We start from the raw sequence: 23,557 nt of genomic DNA, 5'->3' as shown, positions 1-23,557 counted from the left end.
ACACGCTCCGATACGCGCTGATCGTCGTTTATCTCAGCCAGATCTCAGTCACGCGGGCGTGATACGCCCTTGAATCTATGCTACGCTTGTGGCACAGGCTGCCAGCCTACGTCCGCCTGGACGCACGGTGATGGAGGTTCGTACCTTGAACATACGTTGGTTTCATCTGCTCATCCTCGGCTCGATGCTGCTTGCGCTGTGGCCCGCGCGCGGCAGCGCGCAGCAAAACGCCGTCACCTGGCAAATAGAGGCCGGTTTCAACGGCTCGTACAAGGCCGGTACGTGGTTTCCGGTCGTGGTGACGATCTCGAATACCGGCGCGGATCTGCGCGGCACGCTCTCGGTGCAACTGCGCTCAGGCAGCGCGCTCAGCTACCGCCAGGCGATCGATCTGCCGCAGGGCGCGAAAAAACGGGTGGTCATCCATGTCAAAAGCGATGCGAATGACGGCGGCAGCGTTCGGGCGGATGTCACGCTGCGCGATGATACTGCCGTCGTGCTGAGCGAACGGGTCAACCTGAATGTGATCCAGAGCTTCAACGTCGTCGTCGGTATCCTCAGCGACGAGGAGGGCGCGCTGCCTGAGCTTGCGAATATCACCCAGCGACAGGCGAATCAGGTACAGGTGATGCGGCTCGACGGCGCGAATCTCCCCGATCGCGCCGAGCTGCTTCAGGCGTTCGATGCGATCTTTGTCCATGCGCTCTCGACCAGCACCTTTACCGACGCGCAGCGCGAGGCGCTGCGGCAGTGGCTCGACAGCGGCGGTCAGCTCGTGGTCGGCGGCGACAACTATGTTGCGCAGGAGTTGAGCGCGCTGCTTCCGGCGACGATCGGCGGCAGCGCTGGCAGCAGCAATCTCCAGGGCCTCCAGGCGATCGGCTGGAGCCTGCGCGATGCCAATCGGCAGGTGCCGCTGCTTCAGGTGCAGCCCAAGACCGGCGCGCGCGTGCTGGCCTCAAACCAGGCCGGGCAACCGCTGCTGGTCCAGCAGCGCTACGGTTCGGGCACGATCGTGATGACGGCGTTTGGCCTTGAGACGCTGCGCGATGTCGGCAATACCGCCCGTCTGTGGGAGCGGCTGCTGGCGCTGGATGTCGAGCGCTCACCATTTTGGGAAACGCTGCGCAGCCAGGGCTTCAGCATCCTGCGCGATTCGCTGCAATTGCCGGAGATCGGGTTTATCTCGGCGCTTGGTCTGCTGGGCTTCTTAGTTTTGTATATCCTGGCGGTCGGCCCGCTCAACTACCTGATCTTGCAGCGGCTCAATCGCCGCGAGTGGGCCTACGCCACAATTCCGCTGTGGGTGCTGCTCTTTACCGTCGGCGCGTACCTCTGGGGCACTGGCGGACGCGGGCGGGCGGTGGTGGTCAACCAGCTGGCGATCGTGCGCGTGCCGCAGCAGGCGACGCAGGGCCAGGCGCTCACGTATGTCTCGCTCTTCTCACCCACGCGCGCGACCTATAGCCTCCAGTTCGCGTCGCAGGCGCTCGTCTCGAATGTCGAAGATTTTATGCGCCAGGGCCAGCGGCTCAACGTGCTCTACACCGAGGGCGGCGTCGAGGTGCCGGATCTGACGGTCGATGTCGGCGGCGTGAGCCTGCTGACCGTCGAGCAGGCGGTCGCAGCGCCGCAGCTTGCCGCCGTGCTGCGCGTCGTCGATGGCGAGCAGCAGATGACGCTGCGTAATCTCAGCGATCGGCGGCTGGCGGATGTGGTGCTGCTGCGCGGCGACGGCCAGGTGCAAGAGATCGATGCCCTGGAGCCGGGTGCCGAGCGCACGATCGTGCTGCGACCCGATCACTATTTTTACGAGCAGTTGAACATCTCCGGCGGCAATGCCATTCGCCGAAACGCCGTTATCGGCCAGCTTGGCAGGATCATCCAGCCCGGCGCTTTCTTTCCGGGCGACTTCGGCCCGGTGCCAGCGGTACCGCCGCCGCCGGTGATGGAGGTGGAGCCTGTGCCAGGCGGTGTGCTGCCGACCGCCACGCCAGCAACGATCGGCGAGCAGCCCGCGACGGTCAGGGTACAGCCCGATCCGCAGCAAATCTGGTATGTGCTGGGCTGGCAGCCACAGTCGCCGGTGGAGTTGAACCTGGATGGCAGCCCGGTACAGGCGGAAGGTGAGACGCTCTACATCTGGACCGCGCAGGAGGAGCAGTAAGATGGCAGCGATTGTTGAAACCCGCGATCTCACCAAGCGCTACGATAGCCTGGTGGCGCTCGATCATCTCAACCTGACGATCCCCGAAGGCGCGATCTACGGCTTCATCGGTCCCAACGGCGCGGGCAAGACCACCACGATGCGTATCCTGACCGCGCTGCTCAAGCCGACATCCGGCGAGGCTCGCGTTGCCGGGCACGAGGTCACGCGCGATCCTCGCGCGATCCGCCGTCTGGTCGGCTGGATGCCCGACTCGTTCGGCGTCTACGACAACATGAAGGCCTGGGAGTACCTCGATTTCTTCGCGGCCTCCTACGGCGTGCCTGAGCAGCGGCGCAAACAGCAGATCGAAGAGCTGCTCGATCTGGTCGATCTCAGCGGCAAGCGCGACGAGTATGTGATGGGCCTCAGCCGGGGCATGAAGCAGCGGCTCTCGCTGGCGCGCACGATGGCCCACGATCCGCGTCTGCTGATCCTCGACGAGCCTGCGTCGGGCCTCGATCCACGCGCGCGGATCGAGCTACGCGAGCTGCTGAAAGAGCTGCGCTCGCTGGGCAAGACGATCATGATCTCGTCGCATATTCTGACCGAGCTGGCCGAGATGTGTACGCATATCGGGATTATCGAGGCCGGCAGGCTGCTGATCACCGGCGAGGTCAACCAGATCCTCGCGTCGCTCCAGCCGCATCGCACGATCGAGGTGCATGTGCTGGCCGAGGCGGAGCGCGCGCAGGCGTTGCTGCGTCAGATGCCGGGCGTTCGCGAGGTCCGGCTGCTGGAGCCAGCCGTCCAGGTAGCCGCGTCGGATCAGCAGCCAATCGCCGCACATAGCCCAGCCGATGCGCAGGCGGCGCTGGCCGAGGTACTGCCCGGCACCTCGGAGCGGACGATGCTTTACGTCGATTTTGTCGGCGATGATGCGGCCTTGAGCGCGATCTTGCATGGCCTGACGGCAGCCGGTGTGCCGGTGGTTCACTTCGCCGGTCAGGTCAGCGATCTGGAAGATATTTTTATGCAGGTGACACGCGGAGTAACGCAATGAGCTGGCTGTCGAATGCTAATCCCGTGCTGGTGAAGGAACTGCGAGGGCGCATGCGCGGCGCGCGCGCCTTTGTGATCCTCACCGTGTTTTTGCTGGTGCTGGCGATCCCGACGGTCTTGATCTACCTGTCGATGGCGCAGACCGTGCGCTTCGATCCGTTCAGCGCCGGGCAGCAGATCGGCAAGGCGCTCTTCATCGGCATCGTCACGATCGCGCTGATCCAGATTATGATCGTCGTGCCGGGCCAGGCCGCAAGCGCGCTCACGTCGGAGAAAGAGCGCGAAACCTACGATCTGCTCATCTCGACGCTGCTGCCGCCCTGGAAGATCATCATCGGCAAGCTGCTGGCGGCGCTGGCCTACGCGGTGCTGTTGATCGTCGCGGTGATCCCGTTCATGGCCGTCTCGTTTTTCTTCGGCGGCGTCACGCTGCAAGAGTTTCTGCTGGCGCTGCTTGGCCTGCTCGTCACGGTGATCCTCTTTGGCTCGATCGGCATCCTGTGGTCGGTAATCATGCGCCGCAGCCTGGCCGCGACGATCGTCACCCAGGCGACGACCGTCGCGGTGCTGCTGGGCATTCCGTTTCTGATGGTCGTCTTTGCAATCCTGTTCCTGTCCCGCCCGACCGAGCCGGAGTGGACGCGCAGCGGTGTCTTTCTCTTCCTGTGGCTCAGCTTTATGTCGCTGCATCCGTTTCTGGCGCTGGGATCGAGCGAGATCTTGCTCACCGAGGGCCAGACCGATGTGCTCTTTTCGGCTGAGCGCGGCAATCTGTTTTTGTTGCCGACATCCGGCTTTCGCGACGGGGTTAACGAAATGATGCTGCCGCAGCCGTGGCTGCTGTACACCCTCGAAGGGCTGCTGATCAGCGTCGTGCTGGTGGCGATCAGCATCCGGCTGCTCGGCCCGATCAACGATGGTCCGCGTCGTCGCCGCAAATGACCCGCCGACGATGTGCTACTCTGTGTGCGCGACATATCGCCAAATGATCGATGTTGTGGGAGGGCTGTCGTGGAACAGGTCTATGTATCAAACCATCCGCTGGTTCAGCATAAGCTGACGCTGCTGCGGCGCGTCGAGACGGAGCCGAAGAAGTTTCGCGAGCTGGTGCGTGAGCTTACGCAATTTTTGATCTACGAGGCGACGGCGGATCTGCGTCTGACCGATAAAGAGGTACAAACGCCACTGGCGGCCTACACTGGCAAGGAGATTGGCGAGCGCATCGGGCTGGTGCCGATCCTGCGGGCCGGGCTGGGCATGGTCGATCCCGTGCTGGAGATGATCCCGACGGTGCGCGTGTGGCACCTGGGTCTTTACCGCGACACCAAAACGCTGGAGCCGATCTCGTACTACAACAAGCTGCCGCCTCAGGCGGATGTCGATCTGTGCCTGATCCTCGACCCGATGCTGGCGACCGCAGGCTCGGCCACGGCGGCGGTCGATGTGCTCAAGCAGTGGGGCGCGCAGCGGATCAAGTTCCTGGGGCTGATCGCCGCGCCGGAGGGCGTGCGGCGGCTCACCGAGGCGCATCCCGACGTGCCGATCCATCTGGCCGCGATCGACGAGCGCCTCAACGATCACGCCTACATCGTGCCCGGCCTCGGCGACGCGGGCGATCGACAGTTCGGCACGGGCTAGGCCGGAGAACACAGAGCCGGGGAACAACGAGTACGTGTATAAGCCGCTCCAGCTCTGCTATGCCGCAGGCGATCGGAGAGGGCCGCAACACAGAGTCACGTATGGCAGGGATACGGTTGAGCCGCGTCCCTGCCGCTTTTTGGCGGCGGCCTGAGGAGCCGTAAGCATCATGCTATAATATGTATAGCTGTTCGGGGCTGATACAGCTTTTTTTGACTCGTCTAAGGAACTGGTATCTCCATGAATATATTTTCTCGCCGCAACACAGGGGTCAGCGAAGACGCGGTGATGCGCGCGCTCAGCACGGTGCAGGAGCCTGAGCTAGGCGGCGATCTGGTCAGCCGCAAGATGATCAAAGACGTGCGGATCGAAGGCGGTCGTGTCTCGATCATCGTCGATCTGACGACGCCGGCCTGTCCGCTCAAAGATCAGATTCAAGATGAGGTGCGCGCGGCGGTGATGCAGGTCAGCGGCGTGCAGGAGGTGGCGGTCGAGTTTACCGCGACGGTGCGTCAGCGGCCCGGCCTGTTCGACAAAGCCTCGGTGCCCGGCGTGGCGCATGTGCTGGCGGTAGCCTCAGGCAAGGGCGGCGTCGGCAAGAGCACCGTCGCCACCAATCTGGCGATTGCGCTGACGCAGGAGGGCGCTCGGGTTGGCCTGCTCGACGCCGATGTGTACGGCCCGTCGGCTCCGATCATGCTGGGCTTGAAGAACCGGCAGCCGATGGTGCAGGATAACAAGATGGTGCCGCTGGAGGCCTACGGCATCAAAACGATCTCGGTCGGCTTTATGGTGCCTGAGAACCAGCCGCTGATCTTTCGTGGCCCGATCATCTCGTCGATGCTGCGCCAGTTCTTGTACGAGGTCCACTGGGGCGAGCTAGATTATCTGGTGGTCGATCTGCCGCCCGGCACCGGCGATATTCAGCTCACGCTCGCCCAGGCGATCCCGCTCTCCGGCTCGGTGATCGTCACCACGCCGCAGGATGTTGCGATGGCCGACGTAATACGCGGCATCGAGATGTTTAAGAAGCTGGACGTGCCGATCCTGGGCCTGATCGAGAATATGAGCTATTTCTGCTGCCCGAACTGCGGCGAGCGCTCGGAGATTTTCTCACACGGCAGCGCGGCACGCGCCAGCAAGCAGTTTGACGTGCCGTTCCTGGGCGAGATCCCGCTGAGTCTGGCGATTCGTGAGGGCGGCGATGTTGGCAGGCCCGCTGTCACCAGCGAGCAGCCGGAGGCGTACGCCGAGGCGTTCCGCGATGTGGCGCGTAACCTGGCGGGCCGGATCAGCGTTGAAGCGTTTGCGCGGGCTTAGTCCGTCGATAGGCCGGGGCGGCGCATTCCTTCGCGAGAAGTGACGCGCGTATGAGTATGTTTATTCCACTGAGCGATCTGCGCTCCGACGAGCCGCAGACCGAGACGTATATTCCAGCGCCGGAGGAGTTCTACCGACAGGGTGGCCCTGCGCTGGATTCGTTCAAGCGGCGGATCAACTACCTGCGCATCTCGCTTACCGACCGCTGCAACTTTCGCTGTCTGTACTGCATGCCGGAGCACGGCGCGCACTTCGCGCCCCGCGATCAGTTGCTCACCGACGCCGAGCTGGTGCGCGTCGTTGGGGCGGCGGCATCCGTCGGCTTCGAGAAGATTCGCCTGACCGGCGGCGAGCCGACGCTGCGCCGGAATATTATCGAGATCATGCGCGGCATTGGGGCCACGCCCGGTATTCGCGAGATCTCAATGACGACCAATGGGCTGCGGCTGGCGGAGATGGCGGAGCCGCTGCGCGAGGCCGGTCTGACTCGCGTCAATATCTCGATCGATTCGCTCAAGCCCGAAAAGTTTCGCCAGATGACGCGCGGCGGTGATTTTGCCCGTGTCTGGGCCGGCATCGAGGCGGCGGAGCGCGTCGGGTTCCAGCCGATGAAGCTGAACGCGGTGGTGGTGCGCGGCCTGAACGACGACGAGGTCGCCGATATTGCGCGGCTGACGGTCGATCGACCCTGGCAACTGCGGTTTATCGAGATGATGCCGCTGGCGGGCGTGGGCGATCTGGCCGAGCAGAGCGTGGTCCCGACGCGCGAGATCATCGCGCGGCTGGAGCGAGTATACGGCCCGCTGGAGTTCGTGGGCTGGTTCGGCAGCGATCCCGCGCGCACCTACCGCATTCCGGGGGCGCAGGGCACGCTCGGCTTTATCTCGTCGATCACCGAGCCGTTCTGCTCGACCTGCAACCGGATGCGGCTGACCGCCGACGGCAAGCTGCATCTGTGCCTGCTGCGCGACAACGAGCTTGATCTGCGCGCGGCGCTGCGTAACGGCGCGTCCGACAAGGATCTGGCGGCGCTGATCCGCCAGGCGGTCTGGCTCAAGCCCTGGGGCCACGGGCTGCCGGAGGGCGTTAAGCCAACGCTGCGCGGGATGTCGGAGCTGGGCGGCTGATAGCTAGCTGTCTGGTGTCTATTCACGCTCGATCGGAGCGCGTGGACATCCACGCGCTCTTTTTTTGGTCGCCGTGCCTGTCTGCTACAACCCGACCAACGAGCGCTCGGTCGCTTCGAGCAGCACCGCCTCGTGGTGGGGCTGTGGCAGCAGCCGCTCGACCGTGGCATGATACTGCTTAACTTCTTGGTCGATCCGCTCGGCGCTCCAGCCGAACCGGCTGCCGAGGATCGCGGCGGCAGCGTCGGCGATCTCCAGGCCACGTCCGGCGCGATAGGCGCTCATGGTGCGGCGGAAGAGCACATCCGTCAGCGATCGTGCCTGCTCGTGCTGTATCGCATAGACGAGCTGCGCGCCGATCAGCGGCTGCTCAGTCGGCAGACGGCGGCGTAGCTCCGGCTGCTCATCCGTCAGCGCCAGCAGCGTCGCGCTCTGCGAGCCGTAGATCTGCGCAAGCTGCTCGATCGTCGCAGTGTCCAGGCCATAGCGCTGCTCAAGATTCCGCCCATGCGCCCGTACGATCGCCTCTGGATTGTCCCAGGCCGCGCCCGGCAGCGGCGTAGTCGCGGTTCGTGAGCGCACGCGAACGCCCAGCCGTCGACATACGGCGTCGACCGCGTGCTCGGCCAGGCTGCGGTACGTCGTGATTTTGCCGCCGATGATCGAGAATAGCCCGTACACGCCATCGTGCCTGCCGTGATCGTACAGAATATGCCGCCGGGTGATGCCGCCCGCCTCTCCCGCATGGACGTAGGGCAGCGGACGCACGCCGGAGTAGGTGTAGAGCACGTCGTCGGCGCTCAGGTTGGCGTCGGGGATGGTGTGGTTCGTCGAGCGCAGCAGGTATGCGACCTCGTCGGCGGTGGCGCGGACCTCGCCGAGATCGCCCTCGAAGTGTGTATCGGTCGTGCCGATCAGGTACAAGCCCTGCCACGGCACGATGAAGAATTGCCGCCGATCGTCGCGCGCGGCGATGTAGAGCGCGCGCCGGGGAGCGCCGGGAAACGGACGCACGATGATATGCGAGCCTTTGGTCCCGCCAATCTGCCGTTTGGTCGTCACGCCCAGCTCACCGAGCGCCTGATCGACCCACGGCCCGGCGCAGTTGATGATCGTGCTGCCGCGCGCGGTCACGCTTGTGCCGCAGAGCGTGTCGTGCAGCTCGACGCCGCGCACCTGTCCGTCGCTGTGCTGAAGCTCGCCCGCCGCGACGTAGTTGAGCGCTACCGCGCCGTGCGCCACAGCATCCAGCACCGACTCAAGGCACAGTCGTTCGGGATACGTCACCTGACCGTCGTAGTAGATCGCACCACCGCGCAGGCCGCTGGGCGATAAGCCCGGCTCGACCTCGCGCAGCCTGGCGCTGCTGTAAAGTTTGTAGCGCGGGAGGCTTTTATCGAAGGAGAGGATGTCGTAGCCCAGCATCGCGAGGTACATATCAGGCAGGCTGTAGCGCAGGCCGCGCAGGATCGGGATCGCGTGGAAGTTGTTTCCGGCGTAGACCGGCAGCACAAAGGCCAGCGGCTCGACCAGATGCGGCGCGATCCGCAGCAGGATCTCGCGCTCACGCAGCGACTCGCGCACCAGCGGGATCTCGGCGTACTCCAGGTAGCGCAGACCGCCGTGGATCAGCCGTGTCGACCAGCTCGTGGTGCCGCCGCCCCAGTCGCCGCGCTCGACGACCAGCGTGCGCAGCCCGCGTAGCGCCGCGTCGCGCGCAATGCCCGCCCCGTTGATCCCGCCGCCGATCACGATCACATCCCAGTTGATCTGCTCTACCCGTGCCAGTTGTCGCTCGCGCGTCTCGCTCATGTGCGTCCTACCTGCTACACGTTTGCATCTGCGTGGTATCGTACCACGGAAACCGCTTTCCGATGGCGTGCAGCGCAGGCTGCGGATTATGCGCTATCTAGCTGCTCTTAGGCATTCGCCCTATGCTCAACCCCTACTTTCACTCTTTCCATTTGTGTACTAGAATTAAGTATGCTCGTGGGAGGATCATCGATGAGCACGAAAACGGTTGATGTGCAGGAAGCACAACATCAGCTTGCTGAGCTGCTTACTTTAGCGCAGCAAGGCAACGAAGTGATTATTGCTGAAGGAAACAGGCCGCTTGCTCGTCTGGTTCCGTTTACGCCGCCTGGTAAACCTCGCGTCGCAGGTCTTCATCAAGGAGCCATGCAGATGCATCCTGATTTTGATGAGCCGCTACCCGACGAGTTCTGGATGGGTGCCGCGTGAGATTAGTGCTCGACACGCAAATTTTCATCTAGTGGGACAGTGAGCCACAGAAGCTATCACCACAAGTGCTTGCACTATGCCAAGATCAGAGTCATACGTTAATTTTGAGTGTTGCAAGCGTATGGGAGATGCAGATCAAGTCGCAGCTTGGCAAGCTGAATCTCGATCGCCCTTTGTCTGATATCATTGAAAGTCAGCAATTGATCAATAATCTTGAGCTACTCCCTGTGCAGTTAGCGCATGTACTCGCGCTACAATATCTTCTACCACATCACAAAGATCCATTCGATCGTCTCATTATTGCCCAAGCGTTGGTAGAGGGTATGCCAGTCATTAGTGTTGATGCTACATTTCCGCTCTATCCTGTCACCGTGCTTGGCTGATTCGACCGTTCGGACACTGTATCCTAAGCATCATCCTTGATCCAAACGTGATGCGAGGGGGATTGCCGCCCCTCGCCCGCGCCGCTGTCACCTGCCGCAACGTAACCGCTCACGTATCACGCTGGAAGCGCGGCAGAGCGCTTATGCCGACTTCGGCCCGATGTACACGACTTCCAGCAGGATACGATCGGGCGACTCGAACATCACCTGATAGTAGGTGTGCTCCTCGCTTCGGGAAAACTCCGCGCGGTGCCGTGGCGTCTCAAAGAGCAGCTCCACGCCTCGCTCCCTGAGGTAGTCTGCAACTGCATCGACATCGGCCTGCGATGCCACGCCGAGGCCCAGGTGGTTCATCCCCGGCCCGTCGTAGTCGTTGCTGACGGGCTTGACCTGGCCGATGAACCAGAGGCTGCCGACGCGCTTGTCGGCTACACCAAGCATTCCCTCGTTGTCGACGATGGCATGCCAGCCCAAGAAGGCCATCAAGTCTTTGTAGAACGGCATGTTTGCTGGCTGGACGTTGAACTGGATGTGCGAGAAGTGGCTTTGCACGGTGCTTTCCTCCGATGATGCTGTGGTCGACTCATACCAATGCCATCCCTTCTTACCGCTCTCTGCTAGCTTTATACGTTAGAACCTCTATTCTAAATTGTCAAATCCAACGGCGACGATCTGCAAGCTCTCCTCGATCGCTTCCGCGCCGCTCCCACAGCCATCGTGATCCGACGATAATGGTATAGTATCCGCGTCTTGGGCACGCAAGGAAGTTAAGTTTTGTTCCGTTGTTCTTTTGTTCTTTGTTCTTCTCAGGAGGTTCTACATGGCTGCTCCGCGCGCGGTGGTCGAGGCCGCACGCCGATATGTGCGCGAGCGCTTCCCAGAGATGCAGGGTATGCGCTGCTCAGGCGCGCCCTCGCCCGTCGCAGGCAAGTATATCGTAACGGCCCGGCGCACACAGGTGACGCAGGATGGGCGGACGATCGAGCGGATCGTGCGGGTGACGCTGGATGCCGACGGCAACGTGCTGCGGGCGACGGCCTCGAAGTAGGAAAATCGCGGCGGCCCGATCGACCGCCGATGCGACCGTAGCTGTCACACGCCTGAGGTACAACGAAGAGATGAACAGGAGCGTGATGTCCACAACACACCTGACGCTGACCGAGGCGCAGCGGATCGCGGTGGCTGCCCAGGCGCTGGATCGCCAGCCAGCCGCGCCCGCAAGCAAAGCCGATGTGCTGGCGCTCGTCCGGCAGCTTGGCTGTATTCAGATCGACACGATTCATGTGGTGGCGCGCAGCCCCTACCTCGTGCTGTGGAGTCGCCTGGGCGCTTACGATCCGGCCTGGCTGGACGAGCTGCTCTATCCCGACCGGCAGGTCTTTGAATATTGGGCGCATGCCGCCAGTATTATCCCGATCGAGCACTGGCCGCTTTTCCGCAGCCGGATGCTGGCCTATGCCAATGGCGACCGGGGCTGGTGGGCGGAGTGGCAATCCGAGAACGCCGATGTGCTGGCGCATGTGCTGGCCGAGATCCGGGCGCGTGGTCCGCTTGGCGCTGCGCACTTTGAGGCACCGCCGGATCATCGCGGCGGCTGGTGGGAGTGGAAGCCAGCCAAGCGCGCGCTCGACTCGCTCTGGAGCGCTGGCGAGCTGATGATCGAGCGGCGGGTCAACTTCCACCGGCGCTACGAGCTGCGCGAGCGGCTGCTGCCCGATTGGGACGATGCGCAGATGCCGTCTGAGGACGAGCGACGGCGATGCCTGGCCGAGATTGCGCTCCGGGCGATGGGCCTGGCAACGGTTCGTCAGCTTGCCGACTATTTCCGCCAGAGGCAGACCGGATTGAGCGAGACTCTAGAGGCGTTTGTCGCGGAAGGTCTGGCCGAGCGGGTGCAGGTCGCCGATTGGCCGATGCCAGCCTACGTCCATCGCAGCGCCTGGGAGCGCTACTGTGGCGGCCTGCCCGCGCCGGAGCATACCACGCTGCTCTCGCCCTTCGACAGCCTGATCTGGGATCGTGAGCGGACCCGCGCGCTGTGGGGCTTCGACTACACGCTGGAATGCTACGTGCCCGCGCCCAAGCGACGCTACGGCTACTTCACGCTGCCGATTCTGCGTCGCGGCACGCTCGTCGGGCGGCTCGACGCCAAGGCCGAGCGCAAAGCGGGCGTGTTTCGCGTCAAGGCGCTGTATCTTGAGCCCGACGTGCCGCCCGACGAGTCCCTGGTGGCCGACCTGGCGCGGGCGCTGCAAGCCTGTGCCGACTGGCATCGCACGCCGGAGGTCACGATCGATCGGACGGAGCCGCCGACGCTGCAAGCGCCGCTGAGCGCTGTGCTGCGTGGGTGAGGGCCTGCCCCAAAAGCGCCTGTGACGGTAGCCGCAGCCACAAAAAATCCACTCGATCCGCTTGCGTCAAACCGGTTTGCATGGTATACTGCCTGCCACGCGAGGGCGATTAGCTCAGTTGGCTAGAGCGCTGCCTTCACACGGCAGAGGTCACTGGTTCGAGCCCAGTATCGCCCACCAGCCAGCAGCACTCCTTGATGGGAGTGCTGCTTTTTTGTTCCTCGCCGCATCCAAAACGAAACGATAAGCGTCCATTGATCGTCCGCGTTGCTGCATCCAACACGAAACTATAGGCGTACATTGATCGTCCGTGTTGCTGTGTCCAACGTGATTACTATTCATCGTAGTGATAAAATAGGTCAGCATGAGAGCAAGTAAGTAAAATGTCGGTTTAATCCCTTCACTCTGGCCCCTGTTTAGGTTATACTATGCTTGCTTTAACGTGCGAGGTAGTAGTTAATAGTGGTTGAAGGCTATCAAAGAAACGGGGCGGAGTATCGCGCGCAGCTTGCCGATATTATTCGGCGTGCGGCAGCTCTGGAAGCTCATGCGCGCAAAGAATCAACGGCTCCAGGTATCCATGATCCGCAGCGCGCCGCGTGGACACGTATCGAGCGCCGCTACGCGACCGTTCGTGGTAACGCGCAGCATCTACTCCTGATCCACGAGCGGATCGATCAACGCCGCAAACCGCTCTTCCGTTTCCTCCGCTATCTCAACCTGCTGTAACATCACCACACAGCGTCGCCTCTGCCTGGCGAACTATGGTACATTTCTAGCGTACAATCGACGAATCTCGTCGGCGATAGCGATGAAGGATGGCCTACCATGAGCCAGGAAATGCTGCATATTTTGTTCGCAATCGTAGCCGGGATGCTGGTGTTTGTGTTTCTTGCGATTCGCCGCTACTGGGAAGCCAGGGTCAATATCAGCGAGGAAGAGGAAGATCTGGAGCGGCGCATGGCCTCGCTCAACGAACGGCAGGCCAACCGGCGGCGCGACGACGAGATTGTGCGCCTGCTGCGCGGCGACGAGCAGCCTGTCGTCGGCGAGCGGCGCAACCGGAGCGACTAGCGGGCGGCTCAGATGCCCAGGTAAAAGAACGTCAGCAGGATGCCCAGAATCAGCACGGACGCCAGCAGCGCCGAGACGAAAAACGGATAGTCCTCAAGACGGTGCGGGCGGTGCATGGCGCGCTGTTCGAGCCGCCGCCGAAAGCGCGCGACCCGGCTCGACATGCCTGCGGGGAGTAGCGGCAGCCGCCGCAATTGCTGCGCGACTTGATGCGCGGCCTGCACGCGCTGCTGGCAGCGGCTACAGAGCTGCACATGCCGCTCGACGATCCGCCGCGTGCGCTCGTCGGCAATGCCATCGGCGTAGTCGGACAAGAATGGTTCGAGATCCGTGCAATCTATCATCATTTCTGCGAGAGATCGAGCAGCCGCCCGCGAGCGGTCGCAACCTGCTTGCGCACGTCGCGCTCAGGAATCCCCAAGATCTGCGCCAGCTCGGTTGTCTCCAAGCCTTCATGATACCGCAAAAGCAGCAGCGCGCGCTCCATCGGCGGCAGTTCCGCCAGTTGTCGCAGCAGCGCCGCCTGCCAGCTATGGCTCTGCGGCGCCAGCGGACGTACCACGAATCCGCGTGCGACATAGCCGCGCACCGTAGCGATAGCCGCCGTCCAGACCGCGAGATCATCCATCGGCGGATCGCGCCTGACAAACACGCTTTCGGTCGCCTGGGCTGCCAGCTCAGCGTCGCCCAACACCTGATAGGTAAATCCCAGCACACGCAGGTAAAGCCGGTCGAGCAGCTCGCGCGGAGTCATCTTCGCGCGCTGCGACGATCCCTTGAACATGGCACTCTTCCTCCGCTGTGCCTGCAAGCTGACGCATCCGACCCGCCGAAGACGCGCGCGGCGCGTCGATCGACGCGCCACACAGCCTCGCACATGGGAGCGGATCGCAGGCTCTTACCAGCGGCCAAGCTGCGCGTGACCCTCGGCAAACATCGCGCCGACCGAGATGCCCTTGTGGATGCGCAGGATCGTCTCGCCCAGCAGCGGCGCGACCGATGTCACCTGCAAGCCGCTCCAGGCATCGGGCGGATGCGGGATCGAGTCGGTCGTGATCAGCATCTCGATCGCGCACTGCTTGAATCGCTCGATCGCACCCTCGCACAGCAGCGGATGGATTGTCGCCGCGATCAGCCGATCGGCACCTTTTTCTTTGAGCAATTCCGCGACCCGCAGCATCGTCTTGCCTGTCGCCACCTCGTCGTCGACGATCACACAGGACCGACCGGCGACATCGCCCAGCAGGTTAAGATGGCTTGATCCGACCTCGTCGAGATCGTGGCGGCGCTCGACCAGCGCCAGCGGCATCCCCAGCGATTCGGCGAAGTTCCGGGCACGCTTGGCAAAGCCCAGGCTCGGCGCGACAACCGTGGCGTTGGTCAGCTCAAGCTCGCGCACCCGTTGCAGCAGCAGATGCATCGTGCTCATCTCATCGAACGGGATGCGGAAAAAGCCCTGGATCTGACCGGCGTGGAGATCGAGCGTCAGCACGCGGCTCGCGCCCGCCACCTCGATCATATCGGCCAGCAGCCGGGCGCTGATCGGCACGCGCGGCTGATCGCGCTTGTCGGTGCGGCTGTAGGCGTAGTACGGCAGCACGGCGGTAATCCGGCCCGCCGAGTCGCGTCTGCATGCGTCGATCGTCAGCAGCAGCTCCATAATCCGGTCGCTTAGTGGCGAGTGGAGCGATTGCACAATAAAGACATCTTGCTCGCGAACGCTCTCTTGCAGCTTGACAAAAATGTTGTCGTTGGCAAATTTCTCGATGTGAATGCCTGAGGGCCGCACGCCAATGTACGAGCAGATCGCCTCAGTCAGCGCCGGATGGCCCGTACCGCTGAAAATGCGCATTTCGTCAAAACGACTCATACTTATTCCTAATTATTGGGCCTGGCACCTGCCCCGGCCTGTTGTTCTAAGTTTCGAGTTCCAGGTTGCAAGTTTCGAGTTCCAGGTTATTCCCTTGCTCCTTTGTTCCCCTGTTCCTTTGTTCTTTCGCTGCGATGCTATGCTGAATCATCGATGGTCAAAGCGTCGATAAATTGTGTCGCTCCCTGGAGCGGCGTGCGCAGCAGCGCTTGCGCGCGGCGAACATCCAGCCGTACATCGGTGGGCCGCCGCAGCCCGCTCTCGACGGTCGAGATCGCGCGCAGCCGCGCGGGATCGTAGCCCCAGCGACGAGCAATCAGCCTGCCAAGCGCATAGCGGCTGAGCGCCTCGGTGCCTGCGACGTTGAGCACGCCGCCGTAGTCATGGTCCGTCAGCTCAAGCACCGCCGCGGCCAGATTGCCGACAAAGACCGGGCAACGAATCTCGTCGCTAAAGAGCGCGTCGGATCGCTTGCCGGTCAGCATATCCAGCACCATGCGCACATGCTTGTACGGCTGCGCGCCGATGATCAGCGATGTACGAACGATCGCCGCCGACGGCAGGAGCGCCTTCACCGCCGTCTCCGCCGCCGCCTTGGCCGCGCCATAGGGCGTGATCGGCTCAGGCATCGCGTCTTCATCGTACAGGCCGCTTGCGCCGCTGAAGATCGCATCGCTCGATACATGCACCAGCCGCGCGTGGTGCTGCCGCGCCGCGAGCGCCACATGCGCCGCGCCGTCGGCGTTGGTAGCCCAGTCGTTCGGCTCGGTGATCGCCGTGTGGACGATCGCGTCAGGCCGGATAGCGGCAACACACCCGGCGACCGCATCACGATCCCGTACGTCGAGCTGCTGCCACTGAATGCCCGCCAGCGGCAGCGGCGCGCGGCGAAACGTTCCGATCACCTGCCAGCCCGCTGCGTGTGCCTGACGAGCCAGCTCACGGCCAAGGTAGCCGCTCGCGCCGGTGATCAGCAGCGTGCCGCTCATGCGCCGGGCTGCCCATCGGGATCGTTGCTCTCTGCCGCCAGCGTATCCAGGTATTCGAGCGCCGCGCGTGCCGCTGCCTGCGCCGCCGCCTGCTTGCTGTTGCCCACGCCGATGCCGAGCCGATCGCCGCCCGCATGGACCTCGATCGTGAAGACGCGATTATGATCGGGGCCTTCGGCGCTCACCGTGCGGTAGCGCGGCGTTTGATTGCGCTCCGACTGGACGCGCTCTTGCAGGCGGCTTTTGTCGTCCAGTTGCAGCCCATGTACGGCAATGCGCGCGGCCTCCGATTCGAGAAACGGCAGCAGAAAGCGATTGGCTGCATCCATGCCCTGATCGAGATAGATCGCCGCGATCACCGCCTCGAAGGCATCGGCCAGCAGATTATCGCGGTTGCGACCGCCGCTATGCTCCTCGCCCTTGCCCAGCTTGAGATAGCCGCCAAGCTCCAGCCTGCGCGCGAACTGGGCCAGCATCCCCGTGCGCACCAGTGAGGCGCGCATCGCCGTTAGCTCGCCCTCGCCGCGCTGTGGAAAGGTCTGATACAGAAATTGTGCCGTCAAGAAATTGAGCACTGAATCTCCCAGAAACTCCAGCCGCTCGTTCGGTTGCAGCGAGGTTTGATAGTGCTCATGGACGTAGGAGCGATGCGTGAGCGCGCTCTGGAGCAGATCGGGGTTCTGGAACTGCACGCCGAGCGCCGACATCAATTTTTCAACCGAAGGCATACGTTCTCGGTGTTCGTTCCGAGCTGCCTGCTCTGCGGCAGGCAAGCTCAGAACGGAATAGAAATCACGGCTCGTAGCTGCCAAAGATCAGGCTCACGTTGTGACCGCCAAAGCCGAATGAGTTAGACATAGCTCGTCTGATAGTGGCAGGTCGTGGCGTGTTCGGCACGTAGTCGAGGTCACAGTCGGGGTCGGGCGTGCTGTAGTTGATCGTGGCCGGCAGCAGGCCCTCACGAATCGCCAGGATCGAGACGATCCCTTCGACCGCGCCCGCCGCGCCCAGCAGATGCCCAAGCTGCGACTTGGAGGAGCTGATCGGCAGGCGGTAGGCCGCGTCGCCAAAGACATTTTTGATCGCCAGCGTTTCCAGGCGGTCGTTCGCCTGCGTGGATGTGCCGTGCGCGTTCAGGTAGTCGATGTCGCCCGGTTGCAGCCCGGCATGGTTGAGCGCAAGCTGCATCGCTTTGCCAGCGCCGGAGCCGATCTCGTCGGGCATGGTGATGTGATAGGCGTCGGCGGTCGCGGCGTAGCTCAGCACCTCCGCCAGGATCGTCGCGCCGCGCTCCAGCGCGTGCTCCAGCCGCTCAAGGATCAGAATGCCCGCGCCCTCGCCCATCACGAAGCCGTCGCGCGTCTTGTCGAATGGCCGCGACGCGCCAGCGGGATCGTCGTTGCGGGTGGAGAGCGCTTTGGCCGCGTTGAACCCGGCGATTGCCAGCGGCACGATCCCTGCCTCGGTTCCACCGGCGATCATCACATCGGCATCGCCCCGGCGGATGATCGCCGCCGCCTCGCCGATCGCGTTGCCCGCCGTCGCGCAGGCTGAGACGGGCGCGTAGTTGGGTCCTTTCGCGCCGTAGCGGATCGAAACCATGCCGCCGGCCATATCGGCGATCATCATCGGCACGGTGAAGGGGCTGACGCGGCCAGGGCCGCGCGAGCGCATGGCCTCCATGTTCTCGCTCAACGTCTGGATGCCGCCGATGCCGCTGCCGATCAGCACGCCCACCCGATCGCCGTTGGCCTCGGTGATCTGAAGCTCCGCGTTGCGCAGCGCCTCGTCGGTCGCGGCGATTGCAAGCTGAATCACCCGATCGGTGCGCCGCGCCTCCTTGCGGTCGAGCACCGTCGCGGGGTCGAAGCCGCGAACCTCGGCGGCAATTTTGGTATCGAAGCCTTCAGCATCGAAGCGCGTGATCGGCCCGATCCCGCTGCGAGCCGCTTTGATGCCATCCCACAGGGTTGGTACATCTAAACCTAGCGGCGTCACAGCGCCCAGGCCGGTGATTACCACGCGGGGTACGTTCCCCATTGCCGCCTCCCTTTAGCAATACATAAACATAGCGCGATCATCTCGCGCCCATTATAGCAAATCGACCGATTGTGGTGGAGTATGCCCGATGGTTTCGGCTACTCTTCTTCCAGCGCGGCGCGAACCTGCTGCAAGAAGCGTCGTCGCTCCTCGACGAAGGCAGCAAACGCCTCGTCGCCCTCGGCGCGCGTGTTTTCGGCCAGTCGGGCCAGCGCACGATCGGCGGCATCGCCGGTCAGCGCCTCATGCTCCAGCACCACCGCCTCGATCTCGTCGCCTGTCTCCGCCTGCAAATAGGCCTGGATCGCGTCGAGGACCGGCTGCTGCGCGCGATACTGCTCGCGCATCTCACGCAGCGCCGCCCGGCGCTCGTCGAGGCCATCGGCGATCCGTGGCTTGCCCTCTTGACGAGCCTGCCGCGCATAGGTCGCCAGCGCGTCGTCGGCCCAATCTTCCAGCAGCTCAGGATGCTCGTCCACGGTGCGGGCCAGATCCTGCCCGGTTGTGCTGCGCAGCACGGCAAAGGCCAGCTCTTCCAGCGCTTCGGGCGTGATCCGCGCGGCTGCTTCCCCGTCGAATGCGACCGAGACGGTGGGCGCGTGCGCGCGAATCTGCTTGACCTGCTCCAGCAGCTCGGCGGCGCGCGCAAAGCCATCGGCGGCATCGACCTGCCCATGCTTGATCGCCTCCGCCGCCAGCTCCTGCATGATCGCCACCGCCTGCGGCTCGTTCAGAATCGGATGCTGCTCAAGGATCTGTTGCAGCTCCGCCGGACCCTTGGCGTCGAGCAGCGCCTGGATCGCGATCACGATCGGCGGCAGATCTTCGCGCTCTTCTTCGCCGCCGGAGCCTGCCAGCGCCTCGCTGCGGATGACATGGGCCACTCCGGCCAGGCCAGCCTCGGCCTGAACATCGCCCAGGTAAGGCAGCCGATGCGTCTCCGGCAGCGCGCCGATCAGCGTCCACAGCAGCGTTTGCCCAACCTCACGCCACTCGGCCTCGGACATGTCGGGCGGCACCCCAAGCAGCACCCGACCCTGCCGTCCGTCGTGGTAGAGCAGCGGCGCTGGCACCCGGCCTGTCTGCCCGCAGTTGGGACAGAGCGCGTCGTGGAGCGAATCGTTGAGGATGCGCGCGACCAGATCGGGACGCTCCACGCCGTCGACGATGATATAGGTGGTGCTGACGAACGGCGTCTGGCAGCGCGGACACGTCAGCGGCACATGTTCAGCGTATGAAATTGGCATATCAGTTTCGAGTTCAAAGTCGAGTTCAGGCCCTCACCCCCGGCCCCTCTCCCATTTCATAGGAGAGGGGGGAAGTCTGAGAATCTACGTTATCCTTGGTTCTCGGTTCTCGGTTCTTGGTTCTTGGTTCGCCCAGAGGGCACCCGGTTCTTGGTTCTTGGTTCTTGGTTCTCCTAACGCCGCTCATTGTAGTTCGGCGCTTCCTTGGTGATCGTCACGTCGTGCGGATGGCTTTCGATCAGACTTGCCATCGTGATACGGATGAATCTGGTGTCACGCCGGAGTTGCTCGACATTGCGCGCGCCGACGTAGCCCATCCCTGCCCGCAGGCCGCCGACAAGCTGGTACACGGTGTCGGCCAGCGGCCCTTTGTAGGCGACCATCCCCTCGATGCCCTCGGCGACGAGCTTGCCCTTGCCGACGTTGTTCTGGAAGTACCGGTCGCCGCTGCCCTTCTCCATCGCGCCGATCGAGCCCATGCCCCGGTACGATTTGTAGGAGCGGCCCTCGTACAGGATCGTCTCGCCGGGCGACTCCTCGGTGCCCGCGAAGAGCGAGCCGATCATCACGGTGTGCGCGCCCGCCGCGAGCGCCTTGGTGATGTCGCCGCTGTACTTGATGCCGCCGTCGGCGATGATCGGCACGCCGAAGCGCTCCGCCGCCTTGGCGCACTCTACGATCGCCGTGATCTGCGGCATGCCCGCGCCGGAGACGACGCGCGTCGTGCAGATCGAGCCGGGGCCAATGCCGACTTTGACCGCGTCCACGCCGCGCTCGATCAGCGCGATCGTCGCCGCGCCCGTCGCGACGTTGCCCGCCACAAGCTGCACGTTCGGGAACAGCTCGCGCATGCGCGCGACCGCGTCGAGCACGCCCTGCGAGTGTCCGTGCGCCGTGTCGATGATCAGCAGGTCCACGCCCGCCGCCACCAGCGCTCGCGCGCGCTCGACGTTTTCCGGCCCCGCGCCGATCGCCGCGCCGACTCGCAGCCGCCCAAACTCGTCTTTCGTCGAGTTCGGATGCTCGATCTGCTTCGTGATGTCTTTGACGGTGATCAGCCCCGACAGCTTGCCCTGCGCGTTGACCACCAGCAGCTTCTCGACCCGGTGCCTGTGCAGCGCGGCTTTAGCCTGCTCCAGCGTGGTGCCCTCCGGCACGGTCACGAGATTGTCCTTGGTCATCAGCTCGCTGATTGTGCGCGTCGGATCAGTCTCAAAGCGCAGGTCGCGATTGGTCAGGATACCGACGAGATCGCCGCTGGCGGTCGTGATCGGCACGCCCGAAATGTGGTACTCCTCCATCAAGGCCCACGCCTCGCCGATCGTCTGCTCAGGCCGCAGCGTGATCGGGTCGGTGATCATGCCGCTCTCGGAGCGCTTGACCTTGCGCACCATCTCGGCCTGCTGCTCGGCGCTCATGTTTTTATGGATAATGCCCAGACCGCCCTCGCGCGCTATCGCAATCGCCAGCCTGGCCTCGGTGACGGTATCCATCGCCGATGAGATGATCGGGATGTTGAGCCGAATCGTTTTGGTCAACTGCGTGCCCACGTCCACCTGTGCCGGCAGAATATCGGAGTAGGCAGGCTCCAGCAGCACATCGTCGAAGGTCAAGCCTTCGCGTTCAAACTTCGCTTCCCAGTCGATCATGCGCGCCTCCTATAGAAAAAGCCTGCCGCGCAGCCGCACAGCAGGCATCTGTATGTACCAGATTCTTGATCCAAGAGCGGTTGGGTTCCACCATTTCATGCAATCATTATACTTATACTTCGGCAGAAACGCGCTCACGACCGATCACGGTGCGATCAACTGCCGCCGCAATCCGCCCGACCTGCTGCATCATCTCGGCGAAGCGCTGCGGCACCAGCGATTGCTCGCCGTCGCATACGGCAAAGGCCGGGTCGGGGTGCACCTCGACGATCAGCCCGTCCGCGCCCGCCGCGATTGCCGCCCGCGCCATCGGGATGATCCGGTCGGACATGCCAGAAGCGTGGCTCGGATCGACGATCACCGGCAGGTGTGTCAGCGACTTGAGCACCGGGATCGCGCCCAGGTCCAGCGTAAACCGCGAGTGATCGTCGAAGGTCCGCACGCCGCGCTCGCACAGGATCACCTGCTTGTTGCCCTCGGCCATGATGTACTCGGCGGCCAGCAGCAGATCCTTGAGCGTCGCCGCAAAGCCGCGCTTGAGCATCACGGCCCGGCGAGAGCGGCCAACTTTGCGCAGCAGCGGGTAGTTTTGCATGTTGCGCGCGCCAATCTGCAAAATATCGGCGTACTGCTCGACGAGCGGCACGGTTTCGGTGTCCATGACCTCGGTGATCACGGGCGTGCCCAGCTCCTCGCGCACCTCCGCCAGGTAGCGCAGCCCTTCTTCGCCAAGGCCCTGGAAGCTGTAGGGCGAGGTGCGCGGCTTGAACGCGCCGCCACGAACGATGGTCGCGCCCTCGGCGATGACCGCCTGAGCCGTGTGGAACAACTGGGCGCGGCTCTCGATGGTGCACGGCCCAGCCATCACGATGATGCCGCTGCCGCCGATCTCGACATTGCCCACCCGCACAATCGTGTCTATCTCTTTGAACTCTCGTGATACGAGCTTGTACGGCTTTGTCACCCGAATGATCTCGGCTACTGCGGGCAGCATTTGAATCCGTGATGTTTGCACGATCGCGCCTTCGTTGCCGGTGACGCCGATCGCCGTGCGCGTGGGTCCGGGCATCGGATGAGGCTCGTAGCCCATCGCTGTGATCTCTTCACAAACCCGTTTGATCTGCTCGTCGGTAGCATGCGAGTCCATGACGATCAGCATGGCATCCTCTTATTTACAAGAAACCCCCAGCGGCCTCGGCCTGCCTGGGGGTCGCACAACGAAATCATTTGTTGCTGGCATTGTATCATGCGTCACAATGTGGATCAAGGATGCGCAGCCGATGCGCCGCATCGGTTGATGACTGTATCGAGCTTTCGCGGCTGCTGTAGCATCAATTCGATGCTCGGCTGATGTGTGCTGTTTGGACAGCCTGCGCGCCTCCTATCCGCTGAAGGCCAGCCGCCGCTGCCGCAGGCTGACCCACTGCCCCTGCCCAATCACGAGATGATCGAGCACATTCACATCCAGCAGCTTGCCCGACTCGATCAGGTGGCGGGTGACGGCGACATCTTCGGGCGAGGGCGTGGGATCGCCCGACGGGTGGTTGTGGACCACAATCAGCGAGGCGGCGTTGTGCTTGAGGGCCTCCTTGAAGATCTCGCCGATGCGCACCGCCGAGCTATTGATCGATCCGATATAGATCGTTGTGATCTTGAGCACATGATTTTTGGTGTTGAGCAGCACTACCCGCAGATGCTCCTGCTCCAGATGGCTCATCTCGACCATCAGCAGATTCGCCACGTCGTCGGGACAGGTGATCTGTGGCCGCTGCTCAGGCTGTGCCAGCAGCAGCCGCCGCCCAATCTCCAGTGCCGCCTTCACCTGCGCCGCTTTCGCCTCCCCCATACCGTGGATCTTCGTAAGCTCTTCAAAGCTCAGCCGTTGCAGCCCGACCCAGCCGCCATGCTCGACCAGCAGCTTGCGCGCCATCTCGACGACGTTGATGCCGGTGACGCCGGTTCGTAAAAGTATCGCCAGGAGCTCGGCGTCGCTCAACGCCTGGGGGCCGTTATCTCTGAGTCGTTCGCGCGGCTGTTCGGAGGCGGGCAGTTCCTTCATCGGAATGTGATACGAGTCTGTCATAGAGCGGAACCCTTTTGTCGATAGGGGGGCGAGTTGCGGTTGTTGATGATATACGACAGCTTATAGTCAGGATGCCGTGCTAAAAGGTCTATCATCCGAGCAGAGCGATGCCGTGCTTGCCGACTATGCATACCCCGAGTCGGCGGTTTTTTAGCTGCCTGATGTCGAGGTAGCCTGCTCGTCGCTCGACATCGCTCTGTGTTCAGGTGCCGATCTTCGATCAATGGCATAGTTACTGCACGCATCGGAGCCGCGTATACACGAATGTCGGGTCTATCCTATGCTGTTAATGCGGGATCAGGGAGGATATTCAGGAAGCGGCGTGCTCAATTCGGCA

General features: G+C 63.1%; 24 protein-coding genes and 1 tRNA gene. 13 read left to right on the top strand and 12 right to left on the bottom strand.

Annotated elements, in window-relative coordinates:
* The first annotated feature begins 145 nt into the window (after window positions 1-145).
* The 6 genes from VFZ66_24895 (at window position 146) to moaA (ending at window position 7,293) form a co-directional block, all read left to right on the top strand.
* Window positions 146-2,167, top strand: coding sequence for a hypothetical protein (locus VFZ66_24895; protein HEX6292447.1), 2,022 nt, complete (start codon window positions 146-148; stop codon window positions 2,165-2,167).
* A gap of 1 nt (window position 2,168) precedes the next feature.
* Entirely contained in the window at window positions 2,169-3,209 is a 1,041-nt protein-coding gene (locus VFZ66_24890) for an ABC transporter ATP-binding protein (protein ID HEX6292446.1), read from the top strand.
* Window positions 3,206-4,150: an ABC transporter permease subunit gene (locus tag VFZ66_24885; protein ID HEX6292445.1), complete on the top strand. Its 945-nt coding sequence runs from the start codon at window positions 3,206-3,208 to the stop codon at window positions 4,148-4,150. Before VFZ66_24890 ends, VFZ66_24885 begins: the two co-directional genes overlap by 4 nt.
* Window positions 4,151-4,219: 69 nt before the next feature.
* Window positions 4,220-4,846 (top strand): uracil phosphoribosyltransferase, encoded by a 627-nt coding sequence (gene upp / locus VFZ66_24880; GenBank protein HEX6292444.1) that lies wholly within the window; start codon window positions 4,220-4,222, stop codon window positions 4,844-4,846.
* A gap of 240 nt (window positions 4,847-5,086) precedes the next feature.
* Window positions 5,087-6,166, top strand: a complete 1,080-nt coding sequence (locus VFZ66_24875; GenBank protein ID HEX6292443.1) for an Mrp/NBP35 family ATP-binding protein — start codon at window positions 5,087-5,089, stop codon at window positions 6,164-6,166.
* A gap of 50 nt (window positions 6,167-6,216) precedes the next feature.
* The gene (gene moaA / locus VFZ66_24870; protein HEX6292442.1) at window positions 6,217-7,293 is read left to right on the top strand and encodes a GTP 3',8-cyclase MoaA; all 1,077 of its coding nucleotides are present in this window, start codon (window positions 6,217-6,219) and stop codon (window positions 7,291-7,293) included.
* Window positions 7,294-7,377: 84 nt separating this feature from the next.
* Here moaA and VFZ66_24865 read toward each other — a convergent pair whose 3' ends face one another.
* Entirely contained in the window at window positions 7,378-9,105 is a 1,728-nt protein-coding gene (locus VFZ66_24865) for a glycerol-3-phosphate dehydrogenase/oxidase (GenBank protein HEX6292441.1), read from the bottom strand.
* Between the two features lie 192 nt (window positions 9,106-9,297).
* Between VFZ66_24865 and VFZ66_24860 the strand changes: the two genes are divergently transcribed.
* Window positions 9,298-9,534 (top strand): hypothetical protein, encoded by a 237-nt coding sequence (locus VFZ66_24860; GenBank protein ID HEX6292440.1) that lies wholly within the window; start codon window positions 9,298-9,300, stop codon window positions 9,532-9,534.
* Between the two features lie 65 nt (window positions 9,535-9,599).
* Window positions 9,600-9,917: a type II toxin-antitoxin system VapC family toxin gene (locus tag VFZ66_24855; protein HEX6292439.1), complete on the top strand. Its 318-nt coding sequence runs from the start codon at window positions 9,600-9,602 to the stop codon at window positions 9,915-9,917.
* A gap of 141 nt (window positions 9,918-10,058) precedes the next feature.
* On the opposite strand, the gene VFZ66_24850 is transcribed toward VFZ66_24855, so the two are convergent.
* Window positions 10,059-10,469, bottom strand: coding sequence for a VOC family protein (locus tag VFZ66_24850; protein HEX6292438.1), 411 nt, complete (start codon window positions 10,467-10,469; stop codon window positions 10,059-10,061).
* A 268-nt stretch (window positions 10,470-10,737) separates the two neighbouring features.
* Here VFZ66_24850 and VFZ66_24845 point away from each other — a divergent pair, with 268 nt between their 5' ends.
* The 5 genes from VFZ66_24845 (at window position 10,738) to VFZ66_24825 (ending at window position 13,342) form a co-directional block, all read left to right on the top strand.
* On the top strand, window positions 10,738-10,965 hold the full coding sequence (locus VFZ66_24845) for a hypothetical protein (protein ID HEX6292437.1): 228 nt from the start codon (window positions 10,738-10,740) through the stop codon (window positions 10,963-10,965).
* Window positions 10,966-11,050: 85 nt separating this feature from the next.
* On the top strand, window positions 11,051-12,268 hold the full coding sequence (locus VFZ66_24840; GenBank protein HEX6292436.1) for a crosslink repair DNA glycosylase YcaQ family protein: 1,218 nt from the start codon (window positions 11,051-11,053) through the stop codon (window positions 12,266-12,268).
* Between the two features lie 103 nt (window positions 12,269-12,371).
* Window positions 12,372-12,448, top strand: a tRNA-Val gene (locus VFZ66_24835).
* Window positions 12,449-12,730: 282 nt separating this feature from the next.
* Window positions 12,731-12,997, top strand: coding sequence for a hypothetical protein (locus VFZ66_24830; protein HEX6292435.1), 267 nt, complete (start codon window positions 12,731-12,733; stop codon window positions 12,995-12,997).
* Between the two features lie 99 nt (window positions 12,998-13,096).
* A complete protein-coding gene (locus VFZ66_24825; protein HEX6292434.1) occupies window positions 13,097-13,342 on the top strand; it encodes a hypothetical protein in 246 nt (81 codons plus the stop codon).
* Between the two features lie 8 nt (window positions 13,343-13,350).
* On the opposite strand, the gene VFZ66_24820 is transcribed toward VFZ66_24825, so the two are convergent.
* From VFZ66_24820 to radC, 10 genes are all read right to left on the bottom strand, one after another.
* Window positions 13,351-13,686 (bottom strand): zf-HC2 domain-containing protein, encoded by a 336-nt coding sequence (locus VFZ66_24820; protein HEX6292433.1) that lies wholly within the window; start codon window positions 13,684-13,686, stop codon window positions 13,351-13,353.
* Entirely contained in the window at window positions 13,686-14,126 is a 441-nt protein-coding gene (locus VFZ66_24815) for a sigma factor-like helix-turn-helix DNA-binding protein (GenBank protein ID HEX6292432.1), read from the bottom strand. Before VFZ66_24815 ends, VFZ66_24820 begins: the two co-directional genes overlap by 1 nt.
* A gap of 114 nt (window positions 14,127-14,240) precedes the next feature.
* Window positions 14,241-15,212 (bottom strand): ribose-phosphate pyrophosphokinase, encoded by a 972-nt coding sequence (locus VFZ66_24810; protein ID HEX6292431.1) that lies wholly within the window; start codon window positions 15,210-15,212, stop codon window positions 14,241-14,243.
* Window positions 15,213-15,349: 137 nt separating this feature from the next.
* On the bottom strand, window positions 15,350-16,201 hold the full coding sequence (locus VFZ66_24805) for an SDR family oxidoreductase (protein HEX6292430.1): 852 nt from the start codon (window positions 16,199-16,201) through the stop codon (window positions 15,350-15,352).
* Window positions 16,198-16,929, bottom strand: coding sequence for a ribonuclease III (gene rnc / locus VFZ66_24800; GenBank protein ID HEX6292429.1), 732 nt, complete (start codon window positions 16,927-16,929; stop codon window positions 16,198-16,200). The genes VFZ66_24805 and rnc overlap by 4 nt, the downstream gene beginning before the upstream one ends.
* Window positions 16,930-16,993: 64 nt before the next feature.
* The gene (gene fabF / locus VFZ66_24795) at window positions 16,994-18,241 is read right to left on the bottom strand and encodes a beta-ketoacyl-ACP synthase II (GenBank protein ID HEX6292428.1); all 1,248 of its coding nucleotides are present in this window, start codon (window positions 18,239-18,241) and stop codon (window positions 16,994-16,996) included.
* Between the two features lie 98 nt (window positions 18,242-18,339).
* A complete protein-coding gene (locus VFZ66_24790; GenBank protein ID HEX6292427.1) occupies window positions 18,340-19,488 on the bottom strand; it encodes a CpXC domain-containing protein in 1,149 nt (382 codons plus the stop codon).
* A 173-nt stretch (window positions 19,489-19,661) separates the two neighbouring features.
* Window positions 19,662-21,137 carry an IMP dehydrogenase gene (gene guaB, locus VFZ66_24785; protein ID HEX6292426.1) on the bottom strand — a complete coding sequence of 492 codons (1,476 nt, stop codon included), beginning with the start codon at window positions 21,135-21,137 and terminating at the stop codon, window positions 19,662-19,664.
* Between the two features lie 112 nt (window positions 21,138-21,249).
* Window positions 21,250-22,296 carry a 3-deoxy-7-phosphoheptulonate synthase gene (gene aroF, locus VFZ66_24780; GenBank protein HEX6292425.1) on the bottom strand — a complete coding sequence of 349 codons (1,047 nt, stop codon included), beginning with the start codon at window positions 22,294-22,296 and terminating at the stop codon, window positions 21,250-21,252.
* Between the two features lie 222 nt (window positions 22,297-22,518).
* Window positions 22,519-23,220 (bottom strand): DNA repair protein RadC, encoded by a 702-nt coding sequence (gene radC / locus VFZ66_24775; protein HEX6292424.1) that lies wholly within the window; start codon window positions 23,218-23,220, stop codon window positions 22,519-22,521.
* Window positions 23,221-23,557 lie beyond the last annotated feature (337 nt).

Source organism: Herpetosiphonaceae bacterium (assembly GCA_036374795.1).
GTDB lineage: Bacteria > Chloroflexota > Chloroflexia > Chloroflexales > Kallotenuaceae > LB3-1.
Note: the sequence above shows the minus strand (reverse complement) of the source record. Positions and strands in the feature narration are given on the sequence as shown.